This is a genomic window from Streptomyces sp. NPDC048353 (assembly GCF_055587165.1).
Genome location: NZ_JBVJGU010000004.1, coordinates 138,255 through 157,493 on the forward strand (window position 1 = coordinate 138,255; position 19,239 = coordinate 157,493).

At 74.9% G+C, this 19,239-nt stretch carries 12 protein-coding genes; 3 read left to right on the forward strand and 9 right to left on the reverse strand.

Going from position 1 to position 19,239, the window contains the following annotated elements:
- Positions 1-17: 17 nt before the first annotated feature.
- Positions 18-1,112: an NAD(P)-binding domain-containing protein gene (locus tag ACZ6RC_RS15890; protein WP_469583144.1), complete on the reverse strand. Its 1,095-nt coding sequence runs from the start codon at positions 1,110-1,112 to the stop codon at positions 18-20.
- Positions 1,113-1,230: 118 nt separating this feature from the next.
- On the opposite strand from ACZ6RC_RS15890, the gene ACZ6RC_RS15895 reads away from it, so the two are divergent.
- Positions 1,231-1,650: a secondary thiamine-phosphate synthase enzyme YjbQ gene (locus ACZ6RC_RS15895; RefSeq protein WP_469583147.1), complete on the forward strand. Its 420-nt coding sequence runs from the start codon at positions 1,231-1,233 to the stop codon at positions 1,648-1,650.
- Between the two features lie 72 nt (positions 1,651-1,722).
- On the opposite strand, the gene ACZ6RC_RS15900 is transcribed toward ACZ6RC_RS15895, so the two are convergent.
- On the reverse strand, positions 1,723-3,546 hold the full coding sequence (locus ACZ6RC_RS15900) for a serine/threonine-protein kinase (protein WP_469583150.1): 1,824 nt from the start codon (positions 3,544-3,546) through the stop codon (positions 1,723-1,725).
- A 152-nt stretch (positions 3,547-3,698) separates the two neighbouring features.
- Between ACZ6RC_RS15900 and ACZ6RC_RS15905 the strand changes: the two genes are divergently transcribed.
- Entirely contained in the window at positions 3,699-5,660 is a 1,962-nt protein-coding gene (locus tag ACZ6RC_RS15905; protein WP_469583153.1) for an acyl-CoA dehydrogenase family protein, read from the forward strand.
- Between the two features lie 79 nt (positions 5,661-5,739).
- On the opposite strand, the gene ACZ6RC_RS15910 is transcribed toward ACZ6RC_RS15905, so the two are convergent.
- The 7 genes from ACZ6RC_RS15910 to ACZ6RC_RS15940 all read right to left on the reverse strand — a co-directional run bounded on the left by ACZ6RC_RS15910 (position 5,740) and on the right by ACZ6RC_RS15940 (position 16,653).
- Positions 5,740-6,012 carry a hypothetical protein gene (locus ACZ6RC_RS15910; RefSeq protein ID WP_391138168.1) on the reverse strand — a complete coding sequence of 91 codons (273 nt, stop codon included), beginning with the start codon at positions 6,010-6,012 and terminating at the stop codon, positions 5,740-5,742.
- 118 nt (positions 6,013-6,130) lie between these two features.
- The gene (locus ACZ6RC_RS15915) at positions 6,131-6,892 is read right to left on the reverse strand and encodes a hypothetical protein (RefSeq protein ID WP_469583156.1); all 762 of its coding nucleotides are present in this window, start codon (positions 6,890-6,892) and stop codon (positions 6,131-6,133) included.
- 13 nt (positions 6,893-6,905) lie between these two features.
- Complete coding sequence (locus ACZ6RC_RS15920) at positions 6,906-11,678, reverse strand: putative T7SS-secreted protein (RefSeq protein ID WP_469583159.1); 4,773 nt, start codon at positions 11,676-11,678, stop codon at positions 6,906-6,908.
- A gap of 12 nt (positions 11,679-11,690) precedes the next feature.
- Positions 11,691-12,329 carry a hypothetical protein gene (locus ACZ6RC_RS15925; protein ID WP_391138160.1) on the reverse strand — a complete coding sequence of 213 codons (639 nt, stop codon included), beginning with the start codon at positions 12,327-12,329 and terminating at the stop codon, positions 11,691-11,693.
- Complete coding sequence (locus ACZ6RC_RS15930; protein ID WP_469583162.1) at positions 12,319-12,804, reverse strand: hypothetical protein; 486 nt, start codon at positions 12,802-12,804, stop codon at positions 12,319-12,321. Before ACZ6RC_RS15930 ends, ACZ6RC_RS15925 begins: the two co-directional genes overlap by 11 nt.
- A 165-nt stretch (positions 12,805-12,969) precedes the next feature.
- Positions 12,970-14,535 carry a mucoidy inhibitor MuiA family protein gene (locus ACZ6RC_RS15935; protein ID WP_469583164.1) on the reverse strand — a complete coding sequence of 522 codons (1,566 nt, stop codon included), beginning with the start codon at positions 14,533-14,535 and terminating at the stop codon, positions 12,970-12,972.
- A gap of 6 nt (positions 14,536-14,541) precedes the next feature.
- On the reverse strand, positions 14,542-16,653 hold the full coding sequence (locus ACZ6RC_RS15940) for a DUF4139 domain-containing protein (protein WP_469583167.1): 2,112 nt from the start codon (positions 16,651-16,653) through the stop codon (positions 14,542-14,544).
- 219 nt (positions 16,654-16,872) lie between these two features.
- Here ACZ6RC_RS15940 and ACZ6RC_RS15945 point away from each other — a divergent pair, with 219 nt between their 5' ends.
- On the forward strand, positions 16,873-19,206 hold the full coding sequence (locus tag ACZ6RC_RS15945; RefSeq protein ID WP_469583171.1) for an FUSC family protein: 2,334 nt from the start codon (positions 16,873-16,875) through the stop codon (positions 19,204-19,206).
- Positions 19,207-19,239: the final 33 nt, after the last annotated feature.

Below are 19,239 nucleotides of genomic sequence, written 5' to 3' on the forward strand. Positions count from 1 at the left end.
GTGGGGCCGGACGGCTTTCACCGCCCCGCCGCCACCCCCGCCGGTTCCCGGTCGAGCAGACGGCGGATCGCGGTCACCGCCGAGCGGCCGGCCCGGTTGGCGCCGATGGTCGAGGCCGACGGCCCGTACCCCACCAGATGGACGCGCTCGTCCCGCACCGCGCGCGTGCCCTCCAGCCGGATCCCGCCGCCCGGCTCGCGCAGCCTGAGCGGCGCCAGATGGTCAATCGCGGCGCGGAAGCCCGTCGCCCAGAGGATCACGTCCGCGTCGACGGTCCGGCCGTCGTCCCAGGCGACACCGGTCGGCGTGACGCGGTCGAACATCGGCAGGCGGTCCAGGACGCCCCGCTCCCGGGCGCTCCTGATCGCGTCGTTGAGCGGAAGCCCGGTGACCGAGACGACGCTCCGCGGCGGCAGGCCGCGGCGGACCCGCTCCTCCACCAGGGCGACGGCCGCGCGTCCCTCCACCTCGCCGAAGGGGCCCTCGCGATAGACCGGCTCGCGCCGGGTCACCCAGGTGGTCTCCGCCGCGACGTCCGCGATCTCCATCAGGTGCTGGGTCCCCGAGGCTCCGCCGCCGACCACGACCACCCGCTGCCCGGCGAACGCCTCGGGGCCGGGGTAGCCGGCGGTGTGCAGCTGGCGGCCGCGGAAGGTCTCCTGCCCGGGATAGCGGGGCCAGAAGGGGCGGTCCCAGGTCCCGGTGGCGTTGATCAGCGCCCGGGCGGCGTACGTCCCCTCCGAGGTCTCGACGCGCAGCCGGCCCCCCTCGCCGTCCCGGACCGCGCGGACCCCGACGGGACGGTGGACGCGCAGATCGAAGCGCTCCTCGTACGCGGTGAAGTACGCGCCGATGACCTCGGAGGAGGGCCGGCTGCCATCGGCGCCGGTCAGCTCCATCCCGGGCAGCGCGTGCATCCCGTGGACCTTGCCGTAGGTCAGCGAGGGCCAGCGGAACTGCCAGGCGCCCCCGGGCCGCGGAGCGTGGTCGAGCACGACGAAGTCCCGGTCCGGCTCCATGCCGGTCCGCCGCAGGTGGTACGCGGCCGACAGGCCGGCCTGCCCGGCTCCGACGACCACCACGTCCACGTCCCGTACCCCGAAATCGTTCACGATTCCACCAACCGTGGGGCGGGCCGGGATCTTCCCCGCGCCGGACATCGATCCCCGCCCGGCCGGGTACCCGCAGCGCACCCGCGCGCTCACCCGGCACCCACGGCAGGATGACCCCATGTCCACTTTCACCACCCGCGTCCTCAGCCTCACCACGGGCGACACCGAGACGGTCACCGACCTGACCTCCGCCTGCGCCGACTTCCTCGCGGAGGCGGCGGAGGGCCGCGACGGTCTGCTCAACCTCTTCGTCCCCCACGCCACCGCCGGCGTGGCGATCCTCGAGACCGGGGCGGGCAGCGACAAGGACCTGCTGGCCGCGCTCCACCACATCCTCCCGGCCGACGACCGCTGGCAGCACCGCCACGGCTCCCCGGGCCACGGCCGCGACCACGTCCTGCCCGCGCTCGTGCCCCCGCACGCCACCCTCCCGGTGGTCGAGGGCCGCCTGACGCTGGGCACCTGGCAGTCGGTGTGCCTCGTCGACACGAACAAGGACAACCCCGAGCGCCAGGTGCGGCTGAGCTTCCTCGGATAGCCCCGCGGGCGGTGGTGCTCCGGCCGGCCGCCGGCCGGGACGAACCGGTCGCCCAGGGCGAGAGCGCGGGGGTCAGTCGCTCTTCGGCTCTTCGGCGTTGCGCCAGATCCGCAGGTCGACGGTGACGTACGAACCGGGCTCGTCCTTCCCCGACTTGCCGCGGTAGGTGGCCACCGCGATATGGCCCGCGTCGCTGTGCACGCAGATCTCCGACCCGCTGCTGAGCTGGTCGAGGGCGATCGTCTTGGTGTAGCGCGTCTCGGCGCGGCAGGTCTCCAGGGAGCCCTTCTGCGCGTTGTTCAGCAGGACGAGCTTGCCGTTCGCGGTGCCGATCTTCGCCTCGTCCAGGAAGTTCACGACGCTGAAGTAGAGGTCCGCGTTGCCGTAGGCCAGGTCCTCGCCCTCGACCGGGCGCGGCGGGCTGTCGGCGAGCATGAGTTCGTAACCCGCCGTCAGGTCGATGCCCGGGTACGAGACCGGCTTCGGGTCGGCCTTCGGCTTGCCCCCGTCGGAGGCTCCACCGGCGCTCGCACCGCTGCCGCCCCGACCGCTCGAGGAGCTGGTTCCGCTCCCCTTGTCCTTGGCGCCCCCGTCCGGGAGCAGGGAGCCGATGACTCCCAGGACGACGATCGCGCCCACCACCGACGCGGCCACGATCAGACCGGTCCGCTTCGGCTTCGGACGGGGCGGGAACCCCCAGGGGGCGTGGGCGGCGTGGGCGCCGGGGGGCGGCGTGTGGAAGCCCGGAGCGGGTGTGGCGTGCGACGGGTAGCCGGGGGCCGGGGTGGGGTGGCCCGGCCCGGGGTACATCGGCCGCCCGGGCGGCGGCACGGGCCCCGGCGCCCCCGGCGCGCTCTGCGTCGGCGCGGCAGGCGTCGAGAACGAGGTCGGCGCGTACGGGTTCACCGCGCCCGGCGCCGGATTCGGCGAGGAGACCTCGGTCGGCGTCGGTGCGACGGCGGGCCGCGGCGGCGGCGTCTTCGCCGGTTCGGGCAGGCGCAGCCGCTCGGTGATCGAACCGGAGACCTTCTGCGGCAGCCAGTCCTCGCCCTGGCGCAGCGCGACGGGGGACAGTTCGTGGCACAGCTCGATGACCTCGGCCGGGCTGGGCCTGGCGGCGGGGTCGCGGCTGAGGCAGCGGGTCACCAGCGGCAGCAGTTCCGCCGGCAGCCCGCTGAGGTCGGGGTCCTCGTGGACGATCCGGTAGAGCACCGCGTGCGAGGAGCCCTCGCCGTAGGCGGGGGAGCCGATCGCGGCGAACGCCGCGATCTGCCCCAGGGCGAAGACGTCGGTGGCGGGGGTGACCGTACCGGCCGACGCCTGTTCCGGCGCCATGAACGCGGGGGTGCCCACGCTGACGCCGGCTCCGGTCAGCGAGGTGGCGTCGGCCGCACGGGCGATGCCGAAGTCGATCACGCGGGGACCGTCGGAGGCCAGGAGCACGTTGGCGGGCTTCAGATCACGGTGGACGATGCCCGCGCCATGGATCACGTGGAGCGCCTCGGCGACCCCCACGGCCAGCAACAGCACGCTGCGCAGCGGCAGTCCACCGTGCTGGGCCACGGCGTGCGCGAGCGAGGGGCCCGGTACGTAGGCGGTGGCGAGCCAGGGCCGGTCGCCTTCGGTGTCGAAGTCGATGACCGGCGCCGTGTACAGGCCCTGCACCCGCTGCGCGGCCTGGACCTCCTGCGTGAACCGCCGCCGGAACTCGGGGTCCTCGCTGAACTCGGACCGGATCACCTTGAGCGCGATCGGCCGGCCCCCCGGCGTGTAGGAGAGATAGACCTTGCCCATGCCTCCCGTGCCGAGCACGGCCGCCAGGCGATATCCGCCCACGACGGCCGGATCGCCCTCCTGGAGCGGCCTGAAGAGATCGGTGGAAGGCGTGCTGCTCATGATGAATCATCCCCTGTGTGCGGCGGTCCGGGCCCCGTCGACGCCGTGAAGCCAAGGGGGAGCGTACCGATATTCGTGCGCCGTCGAGAGACCGCCCGGGCGCCCCGGCGGGGCAGCTGCTTGATCGTCCCCGGGTGGGGTACCGAGGTGGCATGGCTACCGACACATCCCCCGCCGCGAGCGGTTACGTCCAGCCCGAGGTCGACGTCCGGGCGTTGACCGAGGTGCTCGACGGTGAGTACGCCGGCATCCGCGACCTCGTCCGGACCAACCTGACGACGTACGCCTCCGTGCTCGAGGAGGCCGACGAACTCGGCTTCGACGCCTTTCGCGAGCGGGTGCGCGAGCTCGTGGTCGCCATGGCCGCGACGGGCCAGACCGGCATGGGCTTCCCGAGCGCGTACGGCGGCGGTGGCGATGTGGGGGCCTCGATCGCCGCGTTCGAGACACTGGCCTTCGGCGACCTGTCGGTGCTGGTGAAGGTCGGCGTGCAGTTCGGGCTCTTCGGCGGCGCCATCCTCCATCTGGGCACCGAGCGCCACCACGAGGCCTATCTGCCGGACCTGATCACCGGACGGCTCATGGGCTGCTTCGCGATGACCGAGACCGGCCACGGCTCCAACGTCCAGGCGATCGGCACCGTCGCGCGGTACGACGCCTCCCGCCGGGAGTTCGTCATCACCACCCAGGGCGAGCAGGCCCGCAAGGACTACATCGGCAACGCAGCCCGCCACGGCGAACTGGCCGTCGTCTTCGCCCAGCTGGAGGTGGACGGAAAATCCGAGGGCGTCCACGCCTTCGTCGTCCCCATCCGGGTCGGCGGCGAGCCGGCGCCCGGCGTCCACATCGAGGACGACGGCCGCAAGATGGGCCTCAACGGCGTGGACAACGGCCGGATCCGGTTCGACGAGGTACGGGTGCCGCGCGAGGCGCTCCTCAACCGGTTCGCCGACGTCACCCCCGAGGGCGTCTACGAGAGCCCGATCGACAACCCCGACCGGCGCTTCTTCACCATGCTCGGCACGCTGGTGCAGGGCCGGGTCTGCGTCGGCGGCGCCGGGGTCAACGTCGCCAAGGTGGCCCTGACGATCGCCACCAAGTACGCCGTACGGCGCCGCCAGTTCGAGGCGACGTCCGGCGCGCGGGAACAGCTGCTCCTCGACTACGGCCTGCACCAGCGCCGGCTGCTGCCGCTCCTCGCCCGGACGTACGCGCTCCACTTCGCCCAGGACGTCGTGCGCACCCGCCTGCACGAGGTCTTCTCCGGCATCGAGGACGACCCGCAGGCCCGGCGGGAACTGGAGTCACGGGCCGCCGGCACCAAGGCCCTCGGCACCTGGCACGCCACCCGGGTCGTCCAGGAGTGCCGCGAGGCCTGCGGCGGCGCCGGGTACCTCGCCGTCAACCGCTTCGCCGCGCTCAAGGCCGACAGCGACATCTTCACCACCTTCGAGGGCGACAACCACGTCCTGCTGCAACTGGTGGCCAAGGGCCTCCTCACCCATTACGCGAGCGAGTTCGAGGACCTGGACCAGCTCGGCACGGTCCGGTACGTCACCAACCTCGCCGTGGAGACGGTCATCGAGAAGACCTCGGTCCACAAGCTGCTGGAGCGGGTCCGCGACCTGCTGCCCGGCGGTGACGAGTGGGACCGGGAGGCCGGTCTGCTCGACTCGGAGTACCAGCTCGCCATGCTCCGCTACCGCGAGGAGCACATGCTCGCCGGCGTGGCCCGGCGGCTCAAGCGCGGGATCGACCAGAAGCGCGACCCGGGCGTCGTCTTCTCGCAGGTCCAGGACCATGTCATCGCGCTCGCCCACGCCCATGTCGAGCGGCTGGTCCTGGAGGCGTTCGTCGAGAAGACGCGCGCTCTGCCGGAGGGCGGGAACAAGGTCGCGCTGGGCCTGCTGTGCGATCTGTTCGCCCTGTCGACGATCGAGGCGGACCGGGCGTGGTTCATGGAGCACGGCCGGCTGACGGTCCAGCGTTCCAAGGCGATCAGCCGTGAGGTCAACGACCTCTGCCGCAAGGTCAGGCCCCTCGCGGTCGACCTGGTCGACGCCTGGGGCATCCCGTCGGAGATGCTGCGCGCGCCCGACCTCGTGGGCGCATGAGAAAGGCCGTGGCCGGTCGTCGCCCCCCACCGCACCGGGCGGGGGACGGCGACCGGCCACGGCGGGACCGGGCGGGCCGTCAGTTCATGCTCGCCACCAGCGCGCCGAGGACCATGCCGCCGATCAGGCCGACGGCGCTGACCACGAGGGCGGGCACCGCGAGCCGCTCGTGCCGGACGGTCTTGGCGATGATGGCCAGCACCACGCCGAGGACACCGAAGACGATCGGAAGGAAGAGGAGCGCGACCACGCCCAGCACCATCGCGATGATGCTGAGCACGTTGCCGCTCGCCGCGGGCCGCGGAGCGTCGTGGGGCTGTCCGGTCGGTCGACCACCGTACTGCGTCGTCATCTGCCACTCCTTCGTGAGCACCCAGGGGCCCGGTCCCGATGTCGACCGGCCGCCTTCCGGGTACCCCGAACTCGCCGCTTCAGTACGGCACTTGAGTAACCGACACCGACGGTGTCGGTTACTCGGCGGGGCCGTCGGCGTAGTCCTCGACCAGGCCGGCGACGAGCGCGCGCAGCGCGTCGACCCGCTGCCGGTCCTCGGGCTGGGCGCGCAGGGCGTCATCCGTGGCGCGGAGGCGGGACAGGGCGGCCGGATCGCCGTCCATCACGTCGTCGATCAGCGGCTCGGTGATCAGGTCCAGGCACGCCGTGAACAGCCGACGGGTGGCGGGAGCGGGCGGGGTGGGGTCGGGGGCGGTGAACCACGGCGTCAGATGGCGGACCGGGTCGGTCAGGCTCCAGCCGACGACCGCCCCGTCCTGGACGAGGAGCGCCACATCGGGGGCGATGCCGATGCGGGCCTCCAGCGGGCCGTCGAGGACGTCGAGGTCCCGCAGCCCGGTCAGCACGGCGTCCCCGGGGGCGCGGCACAGCACCGCGCAGGTCTCCAGGCGGAAGTCCCGTACCTCGTCCGCGAGAAGCCCGCCCGGGCGGACCGCGGGCGCGTCCGGGACGCGGGCGGAGTCCGCGGCCGAGGCGGACTCGCGGGGCAGCCGGAGTTCGACGCCCGCCAGCGCGCGGTCGGCCGGGGCGAACCGGACCTCGTCCGGGGTGTCCCACAGCCGTGCCCCGCTGCCGAAGGTCTCCGCGAGGAACCGCTCCCGCTCCGCCTTGTCCACCGTGGGGTCGACCCGGACGGAGCCTCCTTCGAAGCGGGGGGCGAGGGCGAGCGGCGTGTCCGTCACCGTCGCGGTCCAGCCGTCGTCCAGGGTCACTCGCATCGTCTACGCCGCCTCATTTGATCTGCACCGCCGGGGGCATGAACCCGTTCTTACCCGGAATCCTGCCTTCCACGATGTCGTCGTGGGTAATCGGCCGACCGGCGTCCGTGGCCTTCGCGCCGTTGCCGACCGCCGTCGCCCCGGAGTCGCCGAGGACGCCCGAGGGGCCGTACGCCGTGATGGCCTGACCGGCCTCCGAGCCGACGCCCTTGGTCACGACGACGTCGTCACCCTGCCGGAAGATGAGGTTCCCCGCTCCGCCGGTCGACTGGTACACCGCGTCCGGCTGCTTGAGGATCTCCAGGACCCGCTCGTCGGTGAAGCCGTGCATGGTGTCCCCGTGATAGTCGGGGTGCTTCCGGAAGCGTCCGTCCCCCGCCCGCTCGATGACGCCGTCCGCCGCTTTGACGGCCCGCTGCTGGGCCTTCTCCTCCTTCGTGCACTTGGGCATGAGGCCCAGGGGGTCGCAGCCGTCGTACGGGTTGTCCACATAGCCGACGGGGTTCGGCGCGGGGGCGAGGCCGAGCGGGTCCGGCGAGGTGTAGCGGCCGGTCTCGGGGTCGTAGTGGCGGAAGCAGTTGTAGTGGAGGCCGGTCTCCGGGTCGTAGTACTGGCCGGGGAAGCGGAGCGGGGTGTAGGCGGTGCTGTCCTTCGCCCAGGCGGTGGTGCCCCAGAGCGTGCTGCGGGAGTGCCAGGCGATGGCGCCGGACTCGTCGATCAGCTCGGTGGGTGTGCCGATGAGGTCGGTGGCGATGGCGAAGAACCGCCGGTCGATCTCCTCCTGGCGGTCGTCGGCCGTGAGAATGCGCTCGGTCTGGGCGAGCGGGACCACATCGCGGTGGTCCCAGGTGAGGGCGACGGTGTGCGGGTCGTCCGGCCGGTGGCCGGTCTGCTCGCACAGGGTGAGCCCGTCCCAGGTGAACCGGACCTCCTCGACCACGCTCTGCCCGTCGGCGGCGAGCCGCTGCTTCGCGGTGCGGCGGCCCAACGGGTCGTAGCGGTACCGCCACCGGGTCCCGTCCGGGGTGGTGACGGCGGTGAGGCGGTTCTCCGTGTCCCACGTGTAGCGCCAGGTGTCGGGCTTGCGGGAGAGGCGGGTCTTCTGCCGCAGGAGGACCCTGCCCAGGGCGTCGTACTCGAAGCGGACCCCTCCGGCGCGGGTGACGCGCGTACCGGTGTAGGCGCGGGGCCCGGTGGCCTCGCCGCCCGGGTGGTGCTCCGGCCAGGAGGCCGAGGTCTGGTTGCCGGTGTCGTCGTAGGCGTACCGCTCCGTCCAGCCCGGTGCGTGGACGGCGGTGACCCGGCCCAGCGGGTCCAGGTCGAAGGTCCGGGTGCCCGACAGCCGGTCGGCGACGGAGAGCAGACGGCCGTCGGCGCGGTAGGCGTAGGCGCGGCCGGTGACGGCGCGGGCCCCGGCGGTGACGTGCTGCTCGGCGAGCCTTCCGGCCCCGTCCCAGGCCGACGTCAGGGTGATCGCGTCCCCGAAGGAGCGGGTCAGCTCGTGCCCGGCGGCGTCGTGGGTGAAGTCGACCCGCCGGCCGCCGGTGGTCAGCCGGGCCGGCAGCCCGACCGCGTCGAAGGCGTAGGTCGTGACGTGCCCGGTGGGCGTGGTCCGCCGGACGCGCCGCCCCAGCTCGTCGTACGCGTAGACCATGGGCCGGCCGTCCACCAGCTCCGCCCTGACCCGCCCGCGGCGGTCGTACTGGTAGCGCAGCTCGCTCTCCGGACCGGCCGCCTCCAGGAGCCGGCCCGCCGCGTCGTACGCGTAGGTCGTCACCCGGCCGTCGACGTCCTTGCGGAGGACTTGGCCGAGCCGGTCGCGGGTGAAGGAGACGGTCCCGCCGAGGGCGTCGACCCGCTCGGCGAGCCGTCCCGCGGCGTCCACCCGGTAGGTGAGGGTCCGTCCGTCGAAGTCGGTCTCGGAGACGGTGTTGCCGACCGCGTCGTAGGCGTAGGTCCAGGTCAGGCCCTGCGGGCCGGTGACCTTGGTGAGGCGCAGCGCGCTGTCGTGCTCGAAGGCGTACCGCCCGCCGTCGGGCCGGACGGTGGTCAGCGGCAGGTCGAAGTGGGTGTAGGTGTAGCGCGAGACGCCGCCGGCGGCGTCGGTGTGGGTCAGGCAGTTGCCCTCGCCGTCGTAGGTCCACGACTCCGCGGCGCCGTCCGGGCCCGTGCGGCGGGCGAGCCGCCCGTCGGCGTCCCACTCCACGCGGGTGACACCGCCCGTCGTGTCGGTGACCCGGACCGGGCGGCCGAGGGCGTCCCGCTGCGTCCGGGTGGTCCCGCCGCCCGGCTCGGCCACCTCGACGGTCAGCCCGGCGGCGTCGCACCGTACGCGCGTGGTGGTCCCGAGGCCGTCCGTGACCGAGGTGAGCCGGCCGGCCCGGTCGTAGGTGCAGTGGGTCGTGACCCCGGCCGGGTCGGTGACCGACGTGCGGTTGCCGTGCCCGTCGTAGGCGTACGTCGTCCGCGCCCCGTCCGGTCCCACGACCTCCACCGGAAGGCCGAACGGACCGCGCACCACGCGCAGTTCGCCGCCGTCCGGCCGGGTGGCCACCAACAGCCGGCCCTCCTCGTCGTAGGCGAAGGTGGTGGTGGCGCCCAACGGGTCGGTCCGGGACAGCAGTTCGCCGCCCGGGCCGTAGCCGAAGCGGGTGGTGTGGCCGAGCGCGTCCGTCGTGGCCAGGACACGCGAGCCGGGGCCGACCACATGGCGGGTCCGGTGCCCGGCGGCGGTGGTCAGCGTGGTGGTGCGGTGGCCGGTCTCCGGGTCGGGCTCGGTGTAGGCCAGGGTGAGCTGGAAGTGGCCGGCCTCGCCGCCCTCGCAGACGACCCGGTCGCGGTCGTCGTACACGTAGTCGTAGCGGCTGCCGTTGGAGTCGATCCAGGCGATGACCCGGTGGCGGTCGTCGTAGACGAAGGTGGTGGTGGCGCCGGACGGCCGGGTGACGGTGGTGAGGTCGCCGTCCTCGTAGCCGTAGCCCATCAGGGGAAGGTCGGTACCGTCCTCGGCCGCCCCGGCCAGGGACAGGGCGGTGACCCGGCCGTCGGCGGTGGCCGTCTTCAGCCGGTGGCCCGCCGAGTGGACGAGGGAGAGCGGCAGACCGTCCTCGCCGCGGTCCACGGCGAGGGAGTGGCCGTTGCGCTCGCTGACACCCGCCAGCCACGCCTCGCCGTCGCCGCCCGGCTCGCTCCCCGCCGGGGCGGTGAAGTGGCGGGTCAGCCCGGTGTCGGGCTCGGTGACGGTGTAGTCGCCGTCGGCGTCTCGGGCGAGCAGGGTGCGGGAGCGGCCGGTCACCGGCCGGGTGGGCGCGCCGGGCACCGGATGGGGGTAGGCGATCAGGAGCCCGTCGGCGGTGACGTGGACGACGCCGACGGGGTCGACCTCCAGCCGCTCGTCCACCGTCGAGGTCCAGGACGGCCCCAGGAACCGGCCGGCCGCGCAGCCGGATTCGGTACGGCGGCTGAAGACCAGCGGCAGGATGCCCGGGAGTTCGACGTCGGTCAGGGCCAGGAACATCCGCCCCGAGGCGAGGTCCACCGGGTCGGTCCCCTCGGTGGTGCGGTCGGCGTCCGGCCGCTCGTGGGTCCCGTCCGGGGCGTCGTCGATCAGCCGGCGCGCCCGGGCGGCGTCGGCGGCGTCCGCGGCGATCCGCACGCCCTTCGCCGCCGCCCCGCCCCCGCCGGTCGCCACGGCCAGCGCCGCGTCGGGCAGCAGGCGTCCGAAACCCTCGTACGGATCCTTCATGAAGTCGCCGATCATCTGCTTCCCGGTGCCCACCGGGTCGTTGACGGCGACCACGAGACCCGCGGCCAGGCTGTTGAGGGACATGGCGTACTCGGCCGGATGCGTGATGTTGTACGGATCCGTGGGGTTGACGCTGCGGACGAAGTTGAGCAGCCCCGCGGTGCCCTTGATGACACCGCCGCCGACGTGGTCCCCCATGATCTGCAGTTCCTGCATGCCGTCGCCCAGCTGCTGGGCGTACGAGGGCTTCTCCGGCGCCTTGTCGCGGGCGGCGCGGACCGCCGTGCGGGCCGTCTCCGCGGCCGTGTTCCGCTGCCTGCGGGCCTCGGCGAGGATGTCCTGCGCCTCCTGCATCAGCTTCCTGCCGGGATCGGCGAACGTCGGCGCCGGGCACGGGGGGAGGGTGGCGGGGTCACGCTCGTCCGCGGGCAGGGCGTTGTACCGCTCGACCGCGCCCTTGTAGTCGTCGATCCTCTTGCGGTGCGCGTCGGCGGCGTTCTCGGAGGCCTTGACGCCCTCCTTCCACTTGTCGATCGCCGTCTGCGCCTCCCCCTGGGCCCAGGTGACGGTGTCGGCGAACGACTCCATCGCGGCGGCCGCCTTCTCGCAGGCGTCGGCGCCGGTGTACCACTTGGGCGGCTGGGTGCTCACGGCGGTCCGCAGCGCCTCCGCGGTCGCGCCCTTGAGCTGGGCGGAGTCCAGGCCCTTGAGGCCGTCGCCCGCGCTGTCGAAGGCCGTCTGGAAGGCGCGGAGCTTGGCCGCCGTGGAGTTGATCGTGCTCGGGCTGCCGTAGATCAGCTTGGTCTTGTCCTCGGTCTGCCCGAGGTCCATCTCGTCGACCTCGGCGCCCATCCGGTTGGCGACCGAACGGGACTGCTCGCGCACCCAGTCCGCGCCGGACTCCCAGCCGACGTCGTCCAGCCGGTCTGCGGTCCAGTTCCCGGCGTCCTCGACCCGGTTGCCGGCCCACTCCACACCGTCCTCGACCGCCTTCTCGACCGAGTCGGGCGTGATGTCGCTGATGAAGTCGCCGATGCCCACCGTGCGTTCCCCCTACTCGCCCTGCTGCTGCTTCGCGCGCTCCTCGGGCGAGGGGCCGAAGGTGTCGTCCAGTGCCCGGTTCCACTGCTCGTCGGTGATGCCCAGCGCGTCGTTGAGCATCTGCGACCGCTCACCGCCCTGACCCTCGGTGAGGACGGTGCGGCCGGTGTCCTTCCAGGTCTGCGCCATCTCCTGGCCGGCCTTGTCGAAGGACTCGGCGCTCCAGTCCGGGTCCAGATAGTCCGGCGTGAGGACGTCGCCCCAGCCCTGCTTCGTGATCTCCTCCTCGGAGGCGTGCGGGCTGCCGCCCATCACGGCGTTGGCGCCCACCTTCAGCGTGCCCTCGATGTACTGGTCGTGCTCCCACTGGGTGCCCGCCGCGAGGCCGAGACGGTTCGCGATGCCGCTCGCGTCGCGCACCAGGGCGCGCACGCCCCACTCCCAGCGCTCGCAGAAGTCCTCGAAGTCGACGGCGAGACCGTGGTGTCCGGCCTCCATACCGGTCAGCGACAGCTCCGCGAAGCCCTTGCCCATGACCGAGCCGGTGGCGCCGCCGAGGTCGCCGAGCTGGTCGATGGTGGCGCCCACGCCCTGCGTGAACTTGGCCACCGCTCCCTTGTCGAGATCGAGTTCGGCTCCGTCACCGCCCATGGCCCTGGGTCCCTTCGTCCGTCCGGTCGCGTGCGGGGTCGAGATCGGTGCGGGGGCCGCGTCCGGGGCCGGGCCGGTGGCCGGGTGCGAGGTCGACGGCGGCGCCGTCCGGGACGATGCCGGCGACCGGCGGGAAGAACATCGACCCGTCCTCGGTGGCGATGTCGACCGCGAGGCCGGCCGGCTCGTCCAGGGACGGCACGATCTCGTCGACGATCCGGGCGCCCAGCAGCGCCGCGTAGTCCATCGGCTCTCCGCCGGGCGCCCGCAGCAGGGCGAACCGCGCGAGCGCCGCCTCGTCGGTGAACCCGCAGATCCACCGCACCCCGCCCGACCGCGCCGACCAGAGGCCGTCGTCGGCGGTCGGCACCAGAAGGACCGAGCGCCGCATCTCCCCGACCAGCGCCCGGGGGTCGCCGACCCCTCGTCTCCGCTCGGCGATCCGCTCGGCGAGAGGCGTTCTCGTCCGCTCCACGGGCCCTCCCTCGTCCTCGGTGACTGATGACACCGTAGAGGCAGGACGCGGGAGGCGCGGAGTCGGTTCTCGCCCGGGGCGATCGTGGGTGCCGCCGCGGCTCCGGCCGGGCGCGCCCGGCACCCGGGCGGGGCGGGAGGCGCCCCGGCCCGGCCCGGACACGACCTAGAGGCCGGTGACCTTGGCGCTCGCCGACAGTTCGTAGACCAGGGTGAGCGTACGGCGCCCGCCGGGCGGGAGGTCGACGTCCCAGCGGACGATGCCGTCGGCGTCGACCGCGTCCGGCGGCGGGGAGCACGCGGCCTCCCGCAGCCGCACCTCCACCGCCGACACCTCGGAGACGGGGATCCGCTCGCGCACGGCGACGACCCGTCCGCCGTGCTCGCCGGGGGCGGAGAACCGGGACAGGTGCAGCCGGACCGTACGCGTGACCACGGTCCGCTGGGTGAGGGCGGTGGAGTCCCGGGTCTCCTCGGTCTGCCGGACCACTCCGACGTCGTCGCGGCTGCCGAAGGCGAGTTCGACGGGGGCGCCGGGCGCGGTGAACTCCAGCGAGCCGCGGCCGGTGAACCCGCTGCCCCGGACCAGGTCCACGGGCCCGGCGAGCAGCGCGTGACCGGACCGGTTGTCGAACCCGGCCACCTCCGTGACCAGCGACGACAATTCCGGTGCGCAGGCGTACTCGCTGGTCACGGCCGTGGTGAAGGAGGAGAGCGGGACCCGGTGCGCGCGGCCGTCGCCGGCCACGGAGACCGGCGCGGGGGCGTGCAGCACGCGCGCCTCGCCGCCGTCGTCGACCCCCGGCAGCCCGAGCACGGCGGCGGGGCCGAGCTCCGCGATCTCCTCCTCGCGCAGCTCGATGTCGACGGTGCGGCGCTCCGCCGCGGTGCGGTCCTGGAGCGTCAGCCGGTCCTCGCCGAGACGCGGCGGATCGGTGGCCCGCGCGGAGCGGGCCGTCGACAGCGTGAGCCGTACGTCCGTCCAGTCCTCGCCGGTCCGCTGCCAGACCATCGCGTCGGTCTCCAGTGTCAGGGAGCCGCCGTCGAGCACGGCGCGGTAGGCGGGCCGCCACAGCGCGCAGGGCGTGAGGTGGCTCAGGCGCAGTTCGACCGGACCGGCGGCCGCGGTCTCCACCGTCAGCTCGATGTGGCCGACCAGCTCGGCGGGTTCTCCCTCGGCGAGGTCCACGGCCCGCTCGGCGGCCCCGAGTTCGGCGGTCAGGTCGGCCAGCTCGGCCTCCACCGTCCGCAGCCGCTCGCCGTACGTCTCGCGCTCGCCGTCCACCCGGTCCAGCTCGCGGGCCCACCGCTCGCGTGCGGTCTCGCCGTGGCCGGCGCCCTCGCCGATCTCCCGCAGCAGATCGGCGGCGAGACGGCCGAGGAGGTCGAGCCTGGCCCGCAGCCGGTCGCGCCGCCGCTCCAGGGCCGGCCGCTCCTCTTCCAGGGCGCGGACGCGGCGAAGCAGGGGCGAGTCCTTGTCGGCGGACGGCACCGGGCTGCGAGGCGTCCAGTCGCGGACGATCCGCACGTGGTGCACGGTCGCGGGGTGGTCGGCGAGCAGCTCGGCGTGCAGGGTCCGGTCGACGGCCAGCGCGCTGACCGGACCGAACCGCAGCCGCCGGACCCCGGCGTCGAGGTCGAGCACGGCGGTGCGTTCGACGTGGGTGCGGTCCTCGAGGCAGGTGACGGCGGTGACGGGGAGGGGGATCGGTTGCGGGTGACGGGTGGTCATGGCGGGTCAGCTCCTGCGGTTACCGCCGACCAGGGCCTTGCCGGTCGGGATGCGGATCTCGTAGCCGCCGTCGAGGGCGGTGGTGGCGCCTGCCGGCAGGTCGAGCCGCCAGACACGGGTGCCCGGCGCGTGGTGATCGGGCCCGGTGCCCTCCTCGGGCACCGACCAGTCGGCCCGTTCCTCGATCCGTACGTCCGGGTCGGAGGTGACGGGCACCCGTTCGCGGACTTCGACGGTGACGGGCCCGGCGAGCCGGTTGGCCAGCTCCACGTGCACCCGGTGGTCGAGGACGGTGGTGTTGTTGCGCAGGCCGGAGGTCGACTCGCGCAGGTTCGTCCGGCGGGTGACCTTGATGCCCTCGGCCGGTCCGAGGCCGACCCGGCGGACGCCGCCGGGCGCGAGCGTGGGCAGGGCGGCGGTCAGCAGGAACTCGTCGTCGACCGTGACCTCCACCGGCCCGGCCAGCAGGGCCTGGTCGGTGGCGTTGGAGAGCACCAGCGTCGCGTACGCGGCCTGCTCCACGGACGGCACGCAGAGGTACTCCGTGCGCAGCCCGACCGCGATCTCGCCGACGGTGACCGTGTGCCAGGTGCCGTCCGACGGGACGTCCGCGCGGGCGGCGGCGTCGAAGCGGTGGTCGAAGGAGCCGGCCGAGACGCGGGGCCGCACGGCGTGCCCGGGCAGCGGCAGCGAGGCCACCGCCTCGGCGCGGCGGCGGTACTCCGTCGCCACCGGGTCGAAGGAGGGGCCGGGGAACAACAGCCCGCGGCGGTCGCCCGGCTCGTCGGGGCCGCTCAGGACGAGGGCGGCGTAGTCGAGTTCGGCGCCGCTCGGGCGCGGGGGGCCGGGGAGCGGCGGCGGGGCGGGGGCCGGGGGCGGCGGTGCGTAGGCCCGGCCCGGGGCTGCCGGGGCCGGGGGAGCGGCGCCCGAGGGGGCCAGGGGCGCCATGGCGGGGACGGGACCGGCCGGCCCGCCGCGCCGCCGGGCCGGGGCCGGCAGCGCGTAGTCGGGCATGGCCCCGAAGACGCCCGTGGAGGTGCTGTCCGAGCCGCCGAACGCGGGCGCGGTCGGAGGCATCCCGCCGTAGCCCTGGGGTGCGGGCGGCGGGGGAGGGGGCGGCGTCGGCGCGGGAACGTAGGCCCCGGCGGGCCCACCGACCGCCGGCAGGCCGGGCGGGACGGGTGGGGGGCCCGAGGCGTCGTAACCGGAGAACAGATCACCGAGCCCGGCGGGAGGCTCGCGCCAGCCGGACGGCACCGGGGCGGGCTGACGGCGGCCGATGCGGGTCGAGCGCAGCCGCGGCAGGTCCGTGCGCCGCCGGAGGTCGGCGGTGGCCAGGGCGATGCGGACGCCGGTCCAGTCCTCGCCGGTCCGCTGGGCGACCGAGGCGCGCAGCACCAGGCGGCCGCTCCCGTCGCCCTGACGGTGGGCGAGCCGGTACGTCGGGACCCAGACGGCGCCCGGGACCCCGTACTCCAGCTCCACTTCCGTCTCGGCCCCCGCCCCCTGGGCGTCCGGGCCGTCGAAGGTGAGGACGGCGCAGACGGTGGTCTCCACGTGCGCGGAGGGTGCGGCGGTGGAGGCGCGGGCGAGCCGGTCGGCGGCGACGGCGAGCTCCCGTCCGGCCGCGCGCAGCGCCTCCTCCAGCTCGGCCAGCCGGGCGTGCAGACCGGTCAGCCGCTCCTCGACGAAGTCGGCGAGGTCCAGCCAGGCGTCGACCGGGGTACGGCGGTGCGGGTCGTCCCGCTTGCGCCCGGGCGGGACCGGATGGAGGGCCCTGACCTCCTCGATCAGGCTCAGCTGCCGGTCCCGGCGGCCCCGGGCGGCGGCGTAGGCGTCCTCCAGCCGCTCGTGTTCGCGCCGCGCGGCGTCGGCCGTGTCCGGCTCGCGCGGCTCGGCCTCCACCACCACCCGTGCCTCGGTCACCCGCACCCCCGGGGCGCCCAGGACACGGACCCGCAGCGAGTCCGGGTCCAGCGAGCGGGGCAGCCCGGTCACCCGCACCCGGCCGTCCGGGGGCACACTGCCCCGGGCCGAGCGGCGGCAGACCGCGCCCTGGGCGTACACCACGACCGCGTCGAGGACCGACCCCCACCGCTGCGCCGCCTCGGATGTCATACGCGCTCCCCCCGCTGTGCCGTGCTGAGCGAAGCCTACGCCCGGGCACCCGCGCCTCCACGGGGAATTCCACGTTCGCGCGACCCGACGAGACCCGACGCGACCCGACGCGCCCCGACGCGACCGACCCGACCCGGCGCCGCCGCGCCTGTCGTGGCCGCGCCGCCCGGACGGCGGGCGTGGGGTGCCGGGGAACGGGGCGTGGCCGATGCTGGGGAGATGGGTGCCAACGGTGCCGGCGGCCGCGCGGGCGCCGGGGGCGTCGACGAGGAGAGGGGCCGCTTCCGGCTGCCTCCCGCCTACCGGCCCGCGGCCCGGCGCTCGCTCCGGGTCACGCTGGCCGCCGGAGCCGGGTTCTACCTCTTCCTGTACGGCTTCCAGGAGCCCGTCGCCGCCACGTACGCCCTCTTCGCCGCGGTGTCGCTCGCCGGCCTCTCGCGCATCCCCGGAACCGGACGGCAGCGGGCCACCCTGCTGCTGCGGTCGCTTCCGGCCACCTGGCTGCTGGTCGCCGCGGGCACCTTCCTGGCCGTCCGGACCTGGAGCGCCGTGGCCGGGATGCTGGTCATCGGCTTCGCGCTGGCGTTCGTCGCCGTGGGCGGACCCCGCCCGGCGGGCGCCGCCCCCGGACTCCAGCTCCTCTACATCCTGCCGTCCTTCCCGCCGTATGCCCCCGACACCCTGGGCGAACGGCTGATCGGCACCACTGTCGGGATCCTCGTGCTCGTCCTCGCCGAGGCGTTCCTGCTGCCCGAACCGCCCACGGTGTCGTACCGGGAACTCGCCGCGCGCGCCGCCACCGCGGCCGGACGGTGCGCCGCCGAACTGGCCCGCCCCCCGTACGCGCTGTCGCCGGAGACCGCGGCGGCGGCCGGGGCGGCGGCCGCCGCGCTGCGGCCCTCACACGTCCCGGAGGCCGAGCGTCCGGCCGGTCCCGGGGTCCGCTCCCGCGGTCTGAGCCATACCGGCCTCGCGGCCCGCACGCTGCTGAACCGGCTGGTCCGGCTGCCCGCCGTACCGCCGGGACCGGACCCGCCGGACCTGGGCCTCGACGTGCTGCGCGCACTGGGGCGGTCCACCGAGGACAGCGCCGCGCGGCTGCGCGGGACTCCCGGCGGGGAGGCGGCGGCCGCGCTGGCCCGGCAGCGGGCGCGGCTCGCCGACGCCCCGCTCCGGCCGGCCGTCCCGACGTCCGCCCGCCGCCGGGCCGACCTGCTGGAGCTGGCCGACGCGACGCTCGCCCTGGCGGCGGCGGCCGGCCTGGCGGTCGAGGGCCGGCGCGCCGGGACCGCCCTGCCCGTCGGCCGGTTCTGGTACGCGCGGATGCGGGCGCCGCAGCTGTGGTGGCGGCGCCTGGTGGGCAACGCGGGGAGCAGGTCCGTCTTCTTCCAGAACGCGGTACGGATCAGCCTCGCGCTGGCGGCCGCCCGGGCCATCGCCGGGCTCGCCACCCTGCCGCACGGCTTCTGGGCCCTCCTCGCCACCCTGACCCTGACCCGCACGACCCTCGAGGCGACCCGGGCCGGCATCCGACAGGCGCTCACCGGGACGCTGATCGGGGCCCTGTGCACGGCAGGGTTCCTGGCCCTCGTCGGCACCGACACCACCGTGTACGCGGCCGTGATGATGCCGGTGCTGCTGGTCACCTTCACGGTGGGCCCGGTGAAGGGCGTCGGCTGGGCCCAGGCACTGTTCGCGCTCACCGTCTCCCTGGTCTTCGCCCAGCTGGCCCCGGCGACCTGGCGGCTGGCCGAGGTCCGGCTCCTGGACGTCGTCATCGGCAGCGCGATCGGCGTCGTCTTCGGACTGCTGGCCTGGCCGCGGGGCGCGCACGCCGAAGTACGGCGCTCGTGCGCCGCGCTGCTGCGGTCCGCCGCCGAAGGCGTGGTCACCACGGCCGCGACGGTGGCGGCCGGCGGGGTGCGGGACCCGGCCGCGCCCCCGGGGAACACCTCCCTGCGCCGCGCGCTCGTCCTGGCGGAGTCCGCGTTCGCGCAGTACCTGAGCGAACCGCGCGGTGCGGTGGGGAGCACGTCGGGGGCGGGGTCCGCCGGGACGCGCCCGCCCGGAACCGGGCCTTCCGCGTCCGGTCCCGCGATCTCCGTCATTCCCGGAGCGGGCGGGCCCGCTCCGGACGCCCCCGGGCCCGTCGACTGGCAGGCCGTCCTCCTCGCCGGGCACCACACCCTGTGGGGCGCGGAACGGGTGCTCGTACCGCCCGTACCGCCGACGGGCCTGCCGGCCCCCGCCGTCGTAGCGCCGCTGGAGCCCGGTGAAGCGGCCGCGCTGATGGGGCTGGCCGACGACGTGGCGGGACGGATGCTGCTGCTGTCCGCCGCTCTGGACCCGCGGGAGGACTCTCCCGGGGCGCAGCCTCCGGCGCCCATGCCGGCGCTCTCGCCGCGCGCCCCCGCCGGAGGGGCCGCGGCGACCGGCCCCGTATCGGCCTCGACGGCGACCGGCTACTATGCCGCGGACGCCTGGCTGGAGGCGCTGCTGCCGGACCTGGACCGGATCACGGACGACGGTCCCGGGCGGCACGCGGGGCGGTGAACCGCACACGCTCCGCACACGCGGCGGGCTCCG